Source organism: Streptomyces sp. NPDC094147, from assembly GCF_044764265.1.
In the GTDB taxonomy this organism is placed as follows: domain Bacteria; phylum Actinomycetota; class Actinomycetes; order Streptomycetales; family Streptomycetaceae; genus Streptomyces.
This window is the reverse complement of the sequence record NZ_JBIWHT010000014.1, coordinates 36,387-51,744: the sequence shown is the minus strand read 5'-3', so window position 1 is coordinate 51,744 and position 15,358 is coordinate 36,387. Positions and strand designations below refer to the sequence as shown.

The window sequence follows — 15,358 nt, the reverse complement described above, 5'->3', positions numbered from 1 at the left end:
CGTCGAGATGTGCGGCCATCCGGACGCCGGAGGACCTGTACGGCGCAACCCACGGAGCGGGCACGCCGAGCGGGCGCCAGGCTCGGGCACATGGCCCGTTCCCCCGGCGCACGACTGCGCCTCTTCGCCCTGTGCGCCACCACCGCCCTGCTCATCGCCCTCGCCCAGCCCCAGGCGTCCGCCGCGGAGCCGCTCCCGCGCACCGTCTCCGGCTGGCTCCCTTACTGGGACCAGGAAGGCGCGTACGCGGACGCGCTGCGGCACGCCTCCCAGCTCCACACCGTCAGCCCGTTCTGGTACCAGGCGATGGCGGCCGACCGGATCGACGGCCACCCGGGAGCGGGCGAGACCCGCATCATCGACGGATTGCACCAGGCCGGGATCAAGGTCGTGCCGACCGTCATGGAGACCATGGAGCCCGGCGAGCTCGCCGAGATCCTGACCGACGCCCGGCGCCGCACCACCCACGTCGAGACGCTGCTCTCCGTCGTGCGCGGCCGGGCCTACGACGGCATCGACATCGACTACGAGTCGATCGCCCCGACCGGCGAGGACGAGTATCTCGGCGTGCGCTCCGCCTACGCGGCCTTCGCCGCGGAACTGTGCGGGCGGCTGCACGCCATCGGCAAGCAGTGCGTGCTCACCGTGTCCCCGCAGACCGCGGACACCGGCCGGATCTGGGACTATCCGGCACTCGGCCGGGTCGCCGACCGGGTCCGCGTCATGGCGTACGACCTCCATTGGTCGGGCGGCACCCCGGGCCCGCTGGCCAGCCCGCAGTGGTACGACGACATCCTGCGCCGGGCCACCGCGCTGATCCCCGCGGACCGGCTGGAAATGGGGCTGCCCGCCTACGGCTGGGACTGGGTGCCCGGCGGCAGGACGCGGCACGTCACCTGGCGGGAGGCCGAGGCCCTGCGCCTGAAGATGGGCATCCCCTATCGGCTCGACCCGGCGTCGCAGACCCCCCACTTCACGTACGAGGAGGACGACAGCGTCCGCGACGTCTGGTACCAGGACTCGCTCGGCGTCGCCGCGGACCTGCCGGTGCTCCGCCGCTACGGCAACCGCAACACAACGATCTGGGCACTCGGCTTTGAGGACCCGGGGCTCTGGCCGGTCCTCGGCCGGGTCTGAACAGGGCTGAAACGCAAGGGTGTTGGGCCTGCTTCCTCCGAGGAGGCGACGACGCGTCGCGCGCCGCCTCGCTCAGTGGGTCAGGGGGCGCGAGTGTCTGCCCGCGACCTCGTCGATCTCGACGTGTGCCTTCTGCAACAGCTGGGACGCGAGACCCATGAGTGCCCGCGCACCGGCGATCTCTTCTCCGACCCTCAGCTGCTCGGGGTCGGAGGGGTGGCGCATGGCGTAGCCGCGCCCTTTGATCTCGGAGCCGTCAGCGAGTCTGATCAAGGCAGCCGCACTGGTGCGGTGCCCCTGCTCGGAGAACTCCAGCTCCACATGCCATCCGACGAGTGTGGACATGGCACACCACCTCCAGGGGGCACCCCCCCTCTGTTCCAGGGTGCCCCCCTTGTGCGTGGGACGCGAATCGTGGCCTGCGGGTCAGTTCGCCGGGACCGTCGCCGTCGGGGTGTTCCAGCCGGAGACGCGCAGCCGGGGTGCCGAGCCGTGCAGATCGGCGGTGCGGTAGGTCGCCGTGAGGGTCGCCGACTCGCCGGGCCACAGGCTCACCTGGTTGTCCGACCACCGCACCGGCAGGACCGGGGCGTCATGGGCGTCCACCACATGGATGTCGGTCAGCAGCGACGGTGCCGTGCCCGAGCCCGTGTTCCGTACCGTGACCGTCGTCGTGGACATGCCGTCCGTGCCCGTCGTGGTCGTTGCGGTCGCGGACACCGTCGCCCTCGGCATCGAGGCGAGGCCCTTGAGGTCGGCGTAGGCCGTGGTCGGGGTGTGGTACCAGTCCGTGTTGGCGTAGTCCAGGACATCGGGCTTGGTGGAGAGCCAGTACACATTGCGGCTCACCTCCTTGCCGGTGCCGTCGCTGAGCACCAGCTTCGCCAGATATGTGGGGGACAGACCGCTCACCGACGCCGGGACGGTCAGCGCGGTGGCGCTCGCTCCGTTCCCGCCGACGTCCACACCACTCACCGTCCGGTCGTACTTCTGGGTGCCGTCCGTATTGAAGAGGCTCACCCGGGCGGTGAGCCCGGAGGCGGCGGCGGGCCGGGAGTTGACGACGGTCACCGCGCGGTTGTCGTAGGAGTACTGGATGTGCAGCGGCTCGTTCGCCTTCTTCGCGCCGAAGTAGGCGCCGCCCTGATCGAGATACCGGTCCGTCAACTGCCAGTGCAGGGACGTCCATCCGCTGTTGAACATCCAGTAGACGACCCCCGTCGACGGCTTCGAGGCGTCCTTGGCGTTGCGGGCGTACGCCTCGTACTGGGCCCGCACGTTCTCGTACTGGGCGAGCTGCGCCTTGCGCACGTAGTCGGCGAGGCCGGTCGGGGCGCCGTAGCGGCCGGCCAGCGCGTCGTCGTACAGCTGGAGCGTGGCGAACGTGGACGAGGGGGAGCGGTGGTACTGCTTCGCCGAGGGGTTCTTCCACAGGGTGTCGAGCTCCGCCGGTGACAGCATGCGGCGCAGGGTGTCCAGGGCCGGGATGTCGGGCCCCGCGCTGGTCTCGGAGTTGAAGCCGGTGGCTCCGCCCTCCTGCTTGTTGTACCAGTACCCCGGCGGCACCCAGTCGTAGGGCCCGGTCATCTTCATGCCCGAACTGCCCGTGATCGGGGACGAGTTGTCGGAGGCGGCGGCGACCACCGGCGTCGGCCAGTCGGCCGCCTTCAGCGCGTCCACATAGTTCTTCTCGATCGTCTGGTCGGGGGCGAAGTCGCTGCCGATCAGGAACGAGATCACGCTGGGGTGGTCGCGCAGCCGGGCCGCCTCGGCGGCCATGGAGGCCTTCGCCACCGGGTAGTCGGCGGGGGTCCATGCGTCGCCCGACTCGCTGCCGTTGACCTGGCCCTCCCACTTGTCGCAGCACTCCCAGCCGGGCAGGGTCAGGATGCCGTGGCGGTCGGCCAGGTCGAAGAACTCGTCCGGCTCGATGTGGCCTTCCAGGCGGATGGTGTTGAGACCGAGGTCGAGTGCGTAGGTGAGCCGGTCCTCGACGTAGGTGCGGTCCCAGCGCAGATACTCGTCGGGGGACCAGCCACCGCCCTTGATCAGCAGCGGGCGCCCGTTGACCGAGTACTGGCGGGCGCCGTCGGCATTGAGCGGGGCCTTCACATCGCGGATGCCGAACGACTCGTGCACGGTGTCGGAGGCGTTGCCGGACACCGACGCGGTGAGATCCAGGTCGTACAGAGGCTGCGCGCCCATCCCGGCCGGCCACCACACGCGCGGTGCGGTCAGGCGGAGTTGGGGGTGGGCGGCCGGGGCGAAGGTGACCGCCTTCGTCTCGTGCGCCGCGAGCGTCACGTCCTGGCTGAACGCGAGCTGTCCGACGGTGCCGGAGACGGTCGCGGTGACCGGGGCCGCCGAATCGTTGCGGGCCTGCGCCTTCACGGTCAGGTCGGCGGACGACAGCGACGGCACCGCGAGGGCCGTCACCACGTGCGCGTCGCGCAGCGCGACCGGGCCGCCGCGTCTGACCGTCACATCGCGGACGATGCCCATGTTCTGGTCGGGAGGCGGCTGGAGCCAGTCGATCCAGCCCATCGTGAGGTTCTTGTTCGGATCGTTGGGCTGGATCCGGAACGCGACGGTGTTGGTTCCGGCCTTCACCAGGCCGGTGACGTCGAGTTCATGACGCGTGTAGGCGCCGGTGACCGCCGTCTTGCCGGCGACCTGCTTGCCGTTCACGTACACGTCGGCGGCCGAGATCACTCCGCTGAAGTCCAGGTAGGTGCGCGAGCCGGTGTCGGCGACGGTGAAGTCCGAGCGGTACCACCAGGGGACCGCGAAGTCCGCCGTCGGGATCTTCTGCTGGTCGGTCGAGTAGAAGGGGTCCGGGTACTTTCCGGCCGCGAGCAGCGCGGCGAGGACCGTGGAACGGGGGCCGGCCGGGTACCAGCCGGCCGCGGGATAGCCGGGGCTCGACACGGCGGCCGCGGAGTCGGAGACCTTGGCCGTCGACTGGATCGCGTATCCGGCGAGGGCGGTCGCGCTGCCCGGCGCCGAGGCGACGGCGGTCACCGTGCCAGAGGCGGGACGGGTGCGGGGCGTGGCCGGCGAGGTGCCGGCGGCGAGGGCCAGGACCAGGCCGAGGACCGCGACGACGGCGGTCCTTCGGCGCACGGAGGAAGGGCGGTGGAACACGGTGGTCTCCCAGGGGGGCTGGTCGGAACATCCGCGCTTCGCTGGGCAACTCGGCCGAGAGGAGCCCAAGTTAAGAAACCTTACTAAGGTTCCAAGGAAGCTAGAGGGGGTGAGTGGTCATGTCAATCGCAGGCCTGGGGAGTGACGGGCCGTCGTCCGTGCGCCGTGCGCCGCTCGAAGGCCACGTCCCGGGCCGTGCCGAGTGCGGTGGCCACCGCGCCGAGCAGCACCGCGTCCTCACCGAGCGAGCTCGGCGCCACCTTCGGGCGCAGCGGGGTGAGCGCCCGAAGCGTCTCCCGTACGGTGCGGAGCAGCAGATCGGCGCTGTGGCCGACGCCGCCGCCCAGGACCACGAGATCGGGATCGAGGACGGCCGCGACCACCGCGACGGTGTGCGCGAGACGCTCGCCCTCCAGCTGAACCGCCTTGACCGCGGGGCGAGTTCCGGCCCGCGCCGCATCGAAGACGTCCTTCGCGGTGAGCGGGCCCGCCATACCGAGCGAGCGGGCGGCCTCGACCACCGCGTCGCCGGAGACCGCGTCCTCCAGGGTGTCCGGCTTCTGGAGGCCGGGCCACGGCAGGAAGCCGATCTCGCCGGCGCCGCCGTGCGCCCCGGTGAAGAGCTGGCCCTCGCTGACCACGCCCATGCCGAGGCCGGTGCCGACCATGACGTACACGAAGAGCCTGCTGCCCGCGCCGACGCCGAAGGTGTACTCGCCGAGCGCGGCGAGGTTCGCGTCGTTGTGCACCGCGAGCGGGATGCCGAGCCGCTCCCGCATCTGGTCAAACAGGCCCGGCCTGCCCCAGCCCGGAAGGTGCTGCGCATAGCGCACGCGCCGCTTCTCGGCGTCGTACACACCGGGGGTGCCGACCACCGCCTGAGCTATCTTGTCCGCGCCCACGCCCGAGCCCTCGACGAGCCGGTGCGCGCTGCTGACCACCAGCTCGGCCATCGTGGCCGAGGTGCGGGCGTGGTTGCGGACCTCGGAGCGGGCCACGACCGTGCCGTCGAGGTCGGCGAGGGCGACCCGCAGCCAGGCCCGGCCGATGTCGACGCCGAGGGCGTAACCCGCGGTCGGGTCGGGGGCGTAGAGCACGGCGGCGCGGCCCCGCTCGGGGGTCACGGTGCCCGCCTCGCGGACCAGACCGGCGAGTTCCAGCGAGGCCAGCGCGCTCGACACGGTCGGTTTGGACAGACCCGTGTCCCGTGCCAGCTGGGCTCGGGACGCGGGACCCCCGGTGCGCAGCCGGTCGAGCAGCAGACGCTCGTTGGAGCTGCGCTGCCGCTGCGGGTTCCAGGGCAGGTCTCCGCCCTCGTCGCTGCTGGTCATCGCGTCATTCTCACGCATCGGTCCGAGCTGTTCACTGACGACCCCTTGACGGTGAAAGTAAGGGTCCTTAACTTAAGCACACCCGCCGCCGAGACGAATCCCCGCACTGGCGAATCGGCAGAAGCTCCCTTTTCTCTCATCAGCCCAGGGAGGACCCCAGTGTCCGGAACCCTTCCGCCGGCCGGCGGCTTCGTCCGCCGGATCGGACTCTTCCAGGCCACCGCCATCAACATGAGCCAGATGTGCGGGATCGGCCCCTTCGTGACCATCCCGCTGATGGTCGCCGCCTTCGGCGGCCCGCAGGCCGTCATCGGCTTCGTCGCGGGCGCGATACTCGCGCTGGCCGACGGGCTGATCTGGGCCGAACTCGGCGCCTCGCTGCCCGGTTCCGGCGGCAGCTACGTCTATCTGCGCCAGGCCTTCCAGTACCGCACCGGCCGGCTGATGCCGTTCCTGTTCGTGTGGACGGCGATGCTCTTCATCCCGCTTGCCATGTCCACCGGCGTCGTCGGGTTCGTGCAGTACCTCGGCTACCTCGCCCCGGACCTCGGCGAGACCGCCGGCGACCTGATCGGGCTCGGCATCATCGCCCTCGTGGTCCTGCTGCTCTGGCGGGGGATCGAGAACATCGCCAGGATCACCGCCGTGATGTGGGTCGTGATGATCGCCTCGGTGGCCCTGGTGATCATCGCCGCCGCCACCGACTTCAGCCCGCACCTCGCCTTCGACTACCCCTCCGGCGCCTTCGAGTTGACGGGCAGTCACTTCTGGATCGGCTTCGCGGCGGGCCTCACCATCGGCATCTACGACTACCTCGGCTACAACACCACCGCCTACATGGGCGCCGAGATCAAGGACCCCGGACGCACCCTGCCGCGCTCCATCATCTACTCCATCTTCGGCATCATGGCGATCTATCTGCTGCTCCAGATCGGCACCCTCGGCGTCATCGACTGGCAGCGGATGCTCGACCCGAACGACATCGCCTCGACGTCCGTCGCCTCCGCGGTCCTGGAGAAGGCCTGGGGCAAGGGCGCCGCCGACGTGGTCACCGTGCTCATCCTGGTGACCGCGTTCGCCTCCGTCTTCACGGGACTGCTCGGCGGCTCCCGGGTCCCGTACGACGCCGCCCGCGACAAGGTGTTCTTCCGCCCCTACGCCAAGCTGCACCCCCGGCACCGCTTCCCGATGCTGGGCCTGGCCACCATGGGCGTCATCACCGCCATCGGCTTCATGATCGGCCGCAGCACCGATCTGACCACCCTCATCCAGCTGCTCACCACGGTGATGGTCATCGTGCAGGCGTTCGCCCAGATCCTCGCCGTCACCGTGCTGCGCAAGCGGCAGCCCGGACTGCGCCGCCCGTACAAGATGTGGCTCTACCCGCTGCCGAGCCTGGTCGCCCTCGCCGGCTGGCTCGTCATCTACGGGTACGCCGACAAGAACTCGCCCGGCCGCCACCCCATCGAATGGTCGCTGGCCTGGCTGGCACTCGGCTGCGCCGCCTTCTTCCTGTGGGCGCGCTTGGAGAAGGTCTGGCCGTTCGGGCCGCGCGAGGTCCGCGAGGAGTACCTCGATGAGTCGGCCGCCCTCCCCGCTTGAGGCGCGGACACGCCGTTGGCCCCGCCCGGCAGCCGGGCGGGGCCAACTCGCGTGCTACAGAGCCTACTTGCTGCCCAGCCCGCCGTCCTCCGTGACCGGGATCGGCTTCGACAGGGGGGAAGGAACGGCCGGGGACTGCCCGTTGGGAGCCTGGCCGTTCTGGTTCATCGAGGCGAGCAGCTGGCGGGCCAGGCCCAGACCCGTACCGCCCATCGTCAGCGCCTTCGCGAACATCTCCGACATGCCCTCGGCGCCGTTGAGCAGCACCATGTGCTCCACATTGCCGAAGGCGGCGGCACCCGCCTCCACGATCTGCGGCCAGTTCTCGGCGAGCTGCTGGGCGACCACGGCCTCCTGGTTCTCGGCGAGCGCCGCGGCACGCGCCTTGATCGCCTCGGCCTCGGCCAGGCCCCGGGCCTTCGCCGACTCGGCCTGGGCGAGCCCCTTGGCCTGCGTCGCCGCCGCCTCGGCCTCACCGGTCGCCCGGGTCGCCGTCGCGGCCGCGAGACCGCGTGCCTCGGTGGCCTGGGCCTCGGCGGCCGCGGCCGTCTTCACCCGGGTCGCCTCGGCCGCCGCCGCGAGCTCGGTCTCCTTCGCCTTGGCCTGGGCGGCCGAGATGCGGGCGTCGCGCTCGGCCTCGGCCAGCGTCCGCTTCTCGTAGGCCTGCGCGTCGGCGGGCTTGCGCACATCCGCCTGGAGCTGCTGCTCGCGGCGCTGTGCCTCCAGTTCGGCGACCCGCGTCTCCTGGACCACGACCTCCTGCCGGGCGGCCGCGTCCGCGAGCGGACCGGCCTGCTTGGAACTGGCGGCGGCCTTGTCCCGCTCGGCCTGGTAACCGGCCTGGAGGATCTCGCTGTCCCGGGTGGCCTCCGACATCCGCGCGAACGCGGCCTGTTCGGCCTCGGTCGCCCGCAGGTTCGCCTCCGCCTGCGCGATGCGGGCATCGCGCTGCACCGCGGCGGCGTGCGGCATGGCGAGGTTCTTGATGTACCCGGTCGGGTCCTCGATCTCGTGGATCTGCAGCGAGTCGACGATCAGACCGAGCTTCTCCATCTCCGTACCGCAGGCGGCCCGGGTCTGCCCGGTGAGCTTCTCCCGGTCGCGGATCATGTCCTCGACCGTCAACCCGCCCACGATGGAACGGAGATGACCGGCGAATACGTTGTGCACCCGCTCCGACATCATCCTCTGCTGGTCCAGGAAGCGCCGCGCGGCATTGGCGATCGACACGAAGTCGTCGCCCACCTTGAAGATCACGACTCCCCGCACCCGCAGCGGGATGCCCTGCTGGGTCACGCAGTCCACCGACAGCTCGGTCTCGTTGAGATCGAGCGACAGCTTCCGTACCGCCTGCACTCCCGGCAGTACCAGGGTTCCCCGTCCGGTGACGATGCGGAACCCCATGCCCTCACCAAGGCCTTCGGTCCGGTGCTTGGAGCCGGAGATGATGAGTGCCTCGTTCGGCTCGGCCACCCGCCACATCAGTTTGAACAGGCCGACCAGAACGATGATGGTGGCGAGAACCAGTCCCGCCACGACGCCGACGACCATCGGCATACGCCCCCTTCATGCGGTGCCGCTCGGCACCGATGAGGGGAGTGTGCGCCCGGCCCCCGGTGGCGTGAAGACGCTGACGGATCCTTGTCGCCATCTTGATACGCACCGATGAAAGGCCTGGTCAACTTGAGCGTGGGCGTGCTCAGTTGTCGTATGCGGCCATGACGTACACGGTGCGCGGAGGCAGGTATTCCACCACCGTCACGACCGTCCCGGACTCCAGTCGTCCCGTCCCCGGCGCCGGGTGGGCGAGGAAGTGCTCGGCCCCGCCGCGGATCCTGACGATGACCTCCCCGACCAGCCCGGGGCCGATTGTCCCGGTCACCCGCCCGACCAGACCCACCATGTCCTCGCTCATCCGGGGAGCGTAACCGACCGGCCCGCCGGGGCGGTCCGGTCGGAACCCGGCCCCGTCCCGCGGGCTCTCGCTCAGATCCAGCCGTCGAGCGAGGCCATGAACCCCTCGAAGTCGTCGCGGTGGATGGTGTGCCCGGCGCCCTCGACCGTACGGACCTCGAAGCCGCGGGCTTCGAGGCGGGCGGCTTCGGCCGCGTCGTACAGGAAGCTCGCGTCGGCGAACTGGACGAGCGAGGGCACGACGGCCCGCTCGGGAACCAGGTCCGTGCCGAACATCGCGGTGAGGCCCAGCGCGGTGTTCTCGTCCCAGACCTTCAGCGTCGCCAGTTCGATGTCGACGTCCTCGGCCTCCCAGCGCGGATTGAGTGCCGCGACCATCTCCCGCGTCGCCGACTTGAACAGCGCGAAGATCTCCGGACTGGCCTGATTCTGCGGGGAGTTGAGGTGCCAGGCGGGGTCCGAGTAGACCGCGCGCTGCGGTCGCAGCCGCTCGGCGGCCAGTGCCAGGGAGAGCCCGCCGAGCGAGTGCCCGATCGCCAACTCGGCGTCGGCCGGGAGGGTTTCGACGAGATCGTCCGCGAAGAGTCCGGCGCTGTACTCGCCGCGCCCGCTCGCGCCGTGGCCGCGCAGGTCGATCGCGATGACACGGTAGCCCCGCTCGGCGAGCGCGGGGCCGACCTTGCGCCAGGTGCGGTGGTCGGACATGATCCCGTGAATCAGGAGCGCGACGCGGTCGCCCGCTCCCCAGGTGCGGGTGGTGAGCTGCACGGTGATGCCTTTCGGGGCTGGTTTTCCACGGGACCCGTACGTCTGTCGGCGCACGCTCACCCGGTAGCTGGGTCGCACGGACCAGGTTACACGTGTCAATTTCTCGTGTAAGCGCTGTGTGGCATCGAATTCAGGCCATCCGCTGGACCCTGGCCGGGACGGGTCTGGAAAGATGCCGATCGCGATGAGCCAGACACCCAAGCAGCCTGCCGACCGCCCCGTACCGACCAGCGCCGATGTGGCCCGCCTGGCCGGGGTCTCCCGGGCGACCGTGAGTTACGTGCTCAACAACACCTCGGCCGTGCGGATCAGCGAACCGACCCGGGTCCGGGTCCGCGCCGCCGCCGAGGAACTGGGCTATGTGCCGCACGCCGCGGCCCGCAGCCTGCGCGCCGGGCGCACCCGGATCGTGCTGCTGCCCACGGCGCACATTCCGGTGGGTCCGCTCTACAGCCGCTTCTTCAACGAGCTCCAGTGGGAGCTGCGCCGGCTCGACTACACCGTCGTCCAGTACGGCAGCCTCGGGCTCGGCGCGGACGAGGCGGCCCGCGCCTGGGCCGAGCTGCGGCCGGTCGCCGTGGTCTCGCTCGGCGAGATCGAACTGACCCCGCAGGGCGTCCAGCTCCTCAAGCGCTCCGGGGCCCGCGCGGTGATAACGCTCGGCCCGCAGCGCGTCGAGGGCGCCCACGCGCTCGTGATGGACCAGCGCGAGATCGGCGAGAGCGCGGTCGCCCACCTGCGCGAGCGGGGCCGCCGGCGCATCGGCGTGCTGATCCCCGCCGAGGACGGGCTCGAACTCTTCTCCACGCCGCGCCTGGCCGGTGCCCGCAGGGCCGTGCACGGCACCGACACCGTGATCGAGCCCGTGACGATGGCGTACGAGGAGGAGTCGGCTGCCGAACTGGCGGGCCGCTGGCGGGAGTTGGGGCTCGACGCGGTGTTCGCCTACAACGACGAGTACGCGATGCTGCTGATGCGCGCCCTCCAGGACGCTGACATCGATGTCCCCGGTGAGGTCGCGGTGATCGGCGCCGACGACCTCCTGCTCGGCAGGCTCCTGCGCCCCCGCCTCAGCACGGTCCACGTGGAGATGGTGACCGGCCGCCACCTCGCCGAACTGGTCGACCGCGTGGTCCGCGACCCGGACGGCGCTGCGGAGCGCCACGATCTGATGGGCGCCCGTGCGGTGCCCCGCGAATCGAGCTGAGCCGGGGTCCGGGCCGGGACGGCGTGCGCGCGCGGCCGGAGGTGTCTAGCGTCGGGAGCATGAGCAATCAACCGCGGCGCGTGAGCCGCCACCCGCAGCGATTCGAGATCCTGCTGGTTCCCGAGCACGTCGAGGACCGGGGCGGTGCCTCGGTGGCGGACAGCGCCGTGCGGTCGGCCGTCGTGGAGGCGACCGGCGAGACGGGGTCCTCGGGCTATCCGCGCTACGCCGGACACGGCATCGTGGCCGACATCGATCCCGCAAGCCGCGCGATCGAGGCGCTGCTCGTCGACGGATCCGAGCTGGATTACGGGCTGACCGCGATGGTCGTGCCGCCGCGGACCGGGTTCTAGTCCGGGGGCCCGTTGACAGCGGAGGGCGCCGGGCAGAGACTCGGTCGCGGCCATTCATGAACATCACTTCACTGGGCGAACAGGCCGCCACGGTGGCCCGACGCGGTGGAGAGATCCGTGGGAGAGACCCGATGAGCATCCGCGACGTGTACATCGTCGACGCCGTCCGCACCCCGATCGGCAAGTTCGGGGGTGCGCTGGCCGCGGTACGGCCCGACGACCTCGCCGCGCACGTCGTACGGTCGCTGGTGGACCGCACCCCGGAGCTCGACCCGGCCCGCATCGACGACGTGTACTTCGGTGACGCGAACGGCGCGGGCGAGGACAACCGCGATGTGGCCCGCATGGCCGTGCTGCTGGCCGGACTCCCCGTCTCGGTACCCGGCGTCACCGTCAACCGGCTCTGCGGATCCGGGCTCGAAGCCGTCATCCAGGCCGCCCGCGCCATCGCCGTCGGCGATGCCTCGATCGCCGTCGCGGGCGGCGTCGAGTCGATGTCCCGCGCCCCCTGGGTGGTGCAGAAGCCCGAACGCGCCTTCCCCGCGGGCCACCAGCAGATGTACTCGACCACCCTCGGCTGGCGGATGACCAATCCGAAGCTGCCCGCCGAGTGGACGGTCGCACTGGGCGAGGGCGCCGAACTCATCGCCGACAAGCACGGCATCGGCCGCGAACAGCAGGACGCCTTCGCGCTCGACAGCCACCGCAAGGCCGCCGAGGCGTGGGCCAAGGGTCTGTACGACGGCGAGGTCGTCCCGTACGACGGTGTCGATCTGCTCCGCGACGAATGCATCCGCGAGTCCTCGACACCTGAGGCGCTCGCCCGCTTGAAGCCGGTCTTCCGCAAGGACGGTTCGGTGACCGCGGGCAATGCCTCGCCGCTCAACGACGGCGCCGCGGCCCTGCTCCTCGTGGACGAGGAAGGGCTGCGGGCCACCGGCCGCGAACCGCTCGCCCGGATCCGCAGCTCCGCGGTGACCGGCATCGAGCCGCAGCTCTTCGGGCTCGGCCCGGTCGAGGCGGTGCGCAGGGCGCTCGCCAAGGCGGGCAGGGGCTTCGGCGACCTCACCACCTTCGAGCTGAACGAGGCCTTCGCCGCCCAGTCCCTCGGCTGTCTCGCCGAATGGCCCGGACTCGACCCCGCCGTGGTCAACCCGCGCGGCGGCGCCATCGCCATCGGCCATCCGCTCGGCGCCTCCGGTGCCCGCCTCGCCGGAGCCGTCGCCCACCAGCTCGCGGCCGCCGGTTCCGGTACCGGCCTGGCCGCGCTCTGCATCGGGGTGGGCCAGGGCCTCGCCCTCATACTCGAACGCTAACAGGCGTAATCCCAGGGGGAGTTGGGGCGGAAGAGCGATAGCCGTTCCGAGTTTTCGTTGAGCGGTGAATCACCCTACGATGGCGCCCGCGCGGCGGCGGGTGTCCGACGGCCCTGCCCCGCACGGGACTTCCCCCGAGCGGCAGAGCGAACAGAGTGACTGGAGATCCTTCATGACCCTGCTCGATCCCAAGACGTGGCAGTCCAGAGCGCTCTCGGGGGGTGAGTACGAGGTCACCGAGCCCGCCACCGGGGAGTCGCTCGGCGCCGTCACCCTCGCCACCGCCGAGGACATCGAGGCGGCCGCCGAAGCCGCCGCCGCGGCGCAGACCGGCTGGGCGCGCACCCCGCACTTCGCCCGCGCAGCGGTCCTGCGCAGGGCGGGCGACCTCTTCGCGCACCACGCCGACGAGCTGAGGGAGTGGCTGATACGCGAGTCCGGCTCCGTCGCCGGAAAGGCGGACTTCGAGCTGCATGTCGCCGCGCAGGAGTGCTATGAGGCCGCGGCCCTGGCGTCGAGGCCGCTCGGCGAGGTGCTGCCGAGCGAGCAGCCCCGGCTCTCCTACACCCGCCGGGTCCCGGTCGGCGTGACGGGCGTGATCGCCCCCTTCAACGCCCCGCTCATCCTCTCCATCCGCTCCGTCGCGCCCGCCCTCGCGCTCGGCAACGCCGTCCTGCTCAAGCCCGACCCGCGCACCGCCGTCTGCGGCGGCCTCGCGCTCGGCGCCGTGTTCGCCGAGGCCGGACTGCCCGACGGGCTGCTGCACATCCTTCCGGGCGGCGCCGAGACCGGGCAGGCGCTCGTCGCCGACCCCCGGATCCCCGTCATCTCGTTCACCGGATCGACCGCCGCCGGACGCCGGGTCGGCGAGGCGGCGGGTCGCCGACTCAAGCGGGTCCACCTGGAGTTGGGCGGCAACTCCGCGCTCGTCGTCCTCGAAGACGCGGACATCGAAGGCGCCGTCGCCCAGGCCACCTGGGGATCCTTCTTCCACCAGGGCCAGATCTGCATGACCAGCGGCCGGCACCTCGTACACGCCTCGCTGTACGAGGAGTACGTCGAGCGGCTCGCCGCCCAGGCCGACGCGCTGGCCGTGGGCGACCCCTACCGCGAACAGGTCCACCTCGGCCCGGTCATCGACCGGCCCCAACTCGCCAAGATCCAGGGCCTGGTGGCGGCCAGCACCGCCCGCGGCGCCCGGCTCGCGGCGGGCGGCACCCACCGGGACCTCTTCCACCGCCCCACCGTGCTCGCCGACGTCGACGACCACACCCCCGCCTACGCCGAAGAGGTCTTCGGGCCGGTCGCGCCGGTCCGCCCCTTCGCCACCCTGGACGAGGCCGTCGCGCTCGCCGCCGCGGGCCCGTACGGACTCTCGCTCGGCATCGTCACCCGGGACACGGCACTCGGCCTGGAACTCGCGGACCGCATCCCGACCGGGATCGTCCACATCAACGACCAGACGGTCAACGACGAGGCGGTCGCGCCCTTCGGCGGCATCGCGGCCTCCGGCACCGGCGCCCGGTTCGGCGGCTCGGCCAACCTGGACGCCTTCACCGAACTGCGCTGGACCACCGTGCGCCGCGAACCGGCCGGCCACCCGTTCTGACCCCGGCGGCACGTGGCCAAAACCCGTTGGGCATCCTTGGCCGGTGCACTCGGTTGTCTCCGGCTTCCTGCCCATCTGGACCATCACCGCGTTCGGCTGGGCCGCCGGACGGTTCGATCTGCTCGGCGGCCAGGCCCAACAGGTGCTCGGCCGCTTCGCGTTCACCTTCGCGATGCCGTCCCTGCTGTTCCTCACGATGGCCGGGTCACGGCCCGGCGAACTCGCCAAGCCCGGGGTGGCGGTCTTCGCCCTCAGCCTGCTCGCCGTGTTCGCCACCGGGCTCCTGGCGAGCGGGCGGCTGTTCCGGCGCAAGAAGGCCGAGCAGGCGATCGGTGCGATGGCCGCGTCCTATGTGAACTCGGCGAACCTCGGCATCCCGGTCGCCGTGCACGTCCTGCACGACACGTCCTTCGTCGTGGCCGCCGCGCTCTTCCAGATGCTGTTCATCACGCCGCTGATCCTGGTGCTCATAGAGCTCGACGTACGCCGTGATACGGGCAGGCGCTGGCTTCGGATGCTCCAACTGCCCGTCCGCAACCCGGTGGTGGGGGCATCGGCGGCCGGGGTGGCCGTGGCCGCGCTCGGCCTGCACCTGCCCGCCGAGGTGACCTCGCCGCTCCAGATCCTCGGCGGCGGCGCCGTCCCCGCGGCGCTCTTCGCCCTCGGCATGTCGCTCACCGGCCGGGCCGCATCCGACCCGGAAGGGAGCGCCGAGCGCGCCCTGATCGTCACCCTGAAGACCGCCGTACAGCCGCTCCTCGCCTACGTCCTGGGGAGGTGGGTCTTCGGTCTGGGCGGACACGAACTGTTCGCGGTGGTGCTCTGCGCCGGACTGCCCACGGCGCAGAACGCCTTCATCTTCGCCTCCGAATACCGCCTCGACACGGCGTTGCCCAGGGACACCGTGCTGCTCTCGACCCTGCTGTCGATGGCGTCCCTCTCCCTGATCGCGGTCCTCCTCGGCTGATCCGGCACCG

Annotated in this window: 13 protein-coding genes; 7 read left to right on the top strand and 6 right to left on the bottom strand. The window is 71.2% G+C overall.

The genetic code is table 11. From position 1 onward, the window contains the following. The first annotated feature begins 90 nt into the window (after positions 1-90). Positions 91-1,137, top strand: a complete 1,047-nt coding sequence (locus ACIQ8J_RS21235; RefSeq protein ID WP_403275317.1) for a glycosyl hydrolase family 18 protein — start codon at positions 91-93, stop codon at positions 1,135-1,137. Positions 1,138-1,209: 72 nt separating this feature from the next. Here ACIQ8J_RS21235 and ACIQ8J_RS21230 read toward each other — a convergent pair whose 3' ends face one another. The 3 genes from ACIQ8J_RS21230 to ACIQ8J_RS21220 form a co-directional block, all read right to left on the bottom strand. Further along, on the bottom strand, positions 1,210-1,482 hold the full coding sequence (locus ACIQ8J_RS21230) for a DUF1876 domain-containing protein (RefSeq protein WP_403275315.1): 273 nt from the start codon (positions 1,480-1,482) through the stop codon (positions 1,210-1,212). 81 nt (positions 1,483-1,563) lie between these two features. Then, positions 1,564-4,281, bottom strand: a complete 2,718-nt coding sequence (locus ACIQ8J_RS21225; protein ID WP_403275313.1) for a glycosyl hydrolase 2 galactose-binding domain-containing protein — start codon at positions 4,279-4,281, stop codon at positions 1,564-1,566. A gap of 122 nt (positions 4,282-4,403) precedes the next feature. Continuing rightward, a complete protein-coding gene (locus ACIQ8J_RS21220) occupies positions 4,404-5,612 on the bottom strand; it encodes an ROK family protein (RefSeq protein ID WP_403275311.1) in 1,209 nt (402 codons plus the stop codon). A 159-nt stretch (positions 5,613-5,771) separates the two neighbouring features. Here ACIQ8J_RS21220 and ACIQ8J_RS21215 point away from each other — a divergent pair, with 159 nt between their 5' ends. Then, a complete protein-coding gene (locus tag ACIQ8J_RS21215) occupies positions 5,772-7,214 on the top strand; it encodes an APC family permease (RefSeq protein WP_403275309.1) in 1,443 nt (480 codons plus the stop codon). A 63-nt stretch (positions 7,215-7,277) separates the two neighbouring features. Here ACIQ8J_RS21215 and ACIQ8J_RS21210 read toward each other — a convergent pair whose 3' ends face one another. The 3 genes from ACIQ8J_RS21210 to ACIQ8J_RS21200 all read right to left on the bottom strand — a co-directional run bounded on the left by ACIQ8J_RS21210 (position 7,278) and on the right by ACIQ8J_RS21200 (position 9,896). Continuing rightward, positions 7,278-8,771: a flotillin family protein gene (locus ACIQ8J_RS21210; protein ID WP_403275307.1), complete on the bottom strand. Its 1,494-nt coding sequence runs from the start codon at positions 8,769-8,771 to the stop codon at positions 7,278-7,280. 142 nt (positions 8,772-8,913) lie between these two features. After that, positions 8,914-9,117 (bottom strand): hypothetical protein, encoded by a 204-nt coding sequence (locus ACIQ8J_RS21205; protein ID WP_382797956.1) that lies wholly within the window; start codon positions 9,115-9,117, stop codon positions 8,914-8,916. An 83-nt stretch (positions 9,118-9,200) separates the two neighbouring features. Next, the gene (locus ACIQ8J_RS21200) at positions 9,201-9,896 is read right to left on the bottom strand and encodes an alpha/beta fold hydrolase (protein WP_403275305.1); all 696 of its coding nucleotides are present in this window, start codon (positions 9,894-9,896) and stop codon (positions 9,201-9,203) included. 184 nt (positions 9,897-10,080) lie between these two features. Here ACIQ8J_RS21200 and ACIQ8J_RS21195 point away from each other — a divergent pair, with 184 nt between their 5' ends. The 5 genes from ACIQ8J_RS21195 (at position 10,081) to ACIQ8J_RS21175 (ending at position 15,348) form a co-directional block, all read left to right on the top strand. Then, positions 10,081-11,103 carry a LacI family DNA-binding transcriptional regulator gene (locus tag ACIQ8J_RS21195; RefSeq protein WP_403275303.1) on the top strand — a complete coding sequence of 341 codons (1,023 nt, stop codon included), beginning with the start codon at positions 10,081-10,083 and terminating at the stop codon, positions 11,101-11,103. 80 nt (positions 11,104-11,183) lie between these two features. Beyond that, entirely contained in the window at positions 11,184-11,456 is a 273-nt protein-coding gene (locus tag ACIQ8J_RS21190) for a hypothetical protein (protein WP_403275383.1), read from the top strand. Positions 11,457-11,587: 131 nt separating this feature from the next. After that, positions 11,588-12,772, top strand: a complete 1,185-nt coding sequence (locus ACIQ8J_RS21185; protein ID WP_403275301.1) for a thiolase family protein — start codon at positions 11,588-11,590, stop codon at positions 12,770-12,772. A gap of 172 nt (positions 12,773-12,944) precedes the next feature. Continuing rightward, positions 12,945-14,381, top strand: coding sequence for a benzaldehyde dehydrogenase (locus ACIQ8J_RS21180; RefSeq protein WP_403275299.1), 1,437 nt, complete (start codon positions 12,945-12,947; stop codon positions 14,379-14,381). A 43-nt stretch (positions 14,382-14,424) separates the two neighbouring features. Continuing rightward, a complete protein-coding gene (locus tag ACIQ8J_RS21175) occupies positions 14,425-15,348 on the top strand; it encodes an AEC family transporter (RefSeq protein ID WP_403275296.1) in 924 nt (307 codons plus the stop codon). The last annotated feature ends 10 nt before the right edge of the window (positions 15,349-15,358 follow it).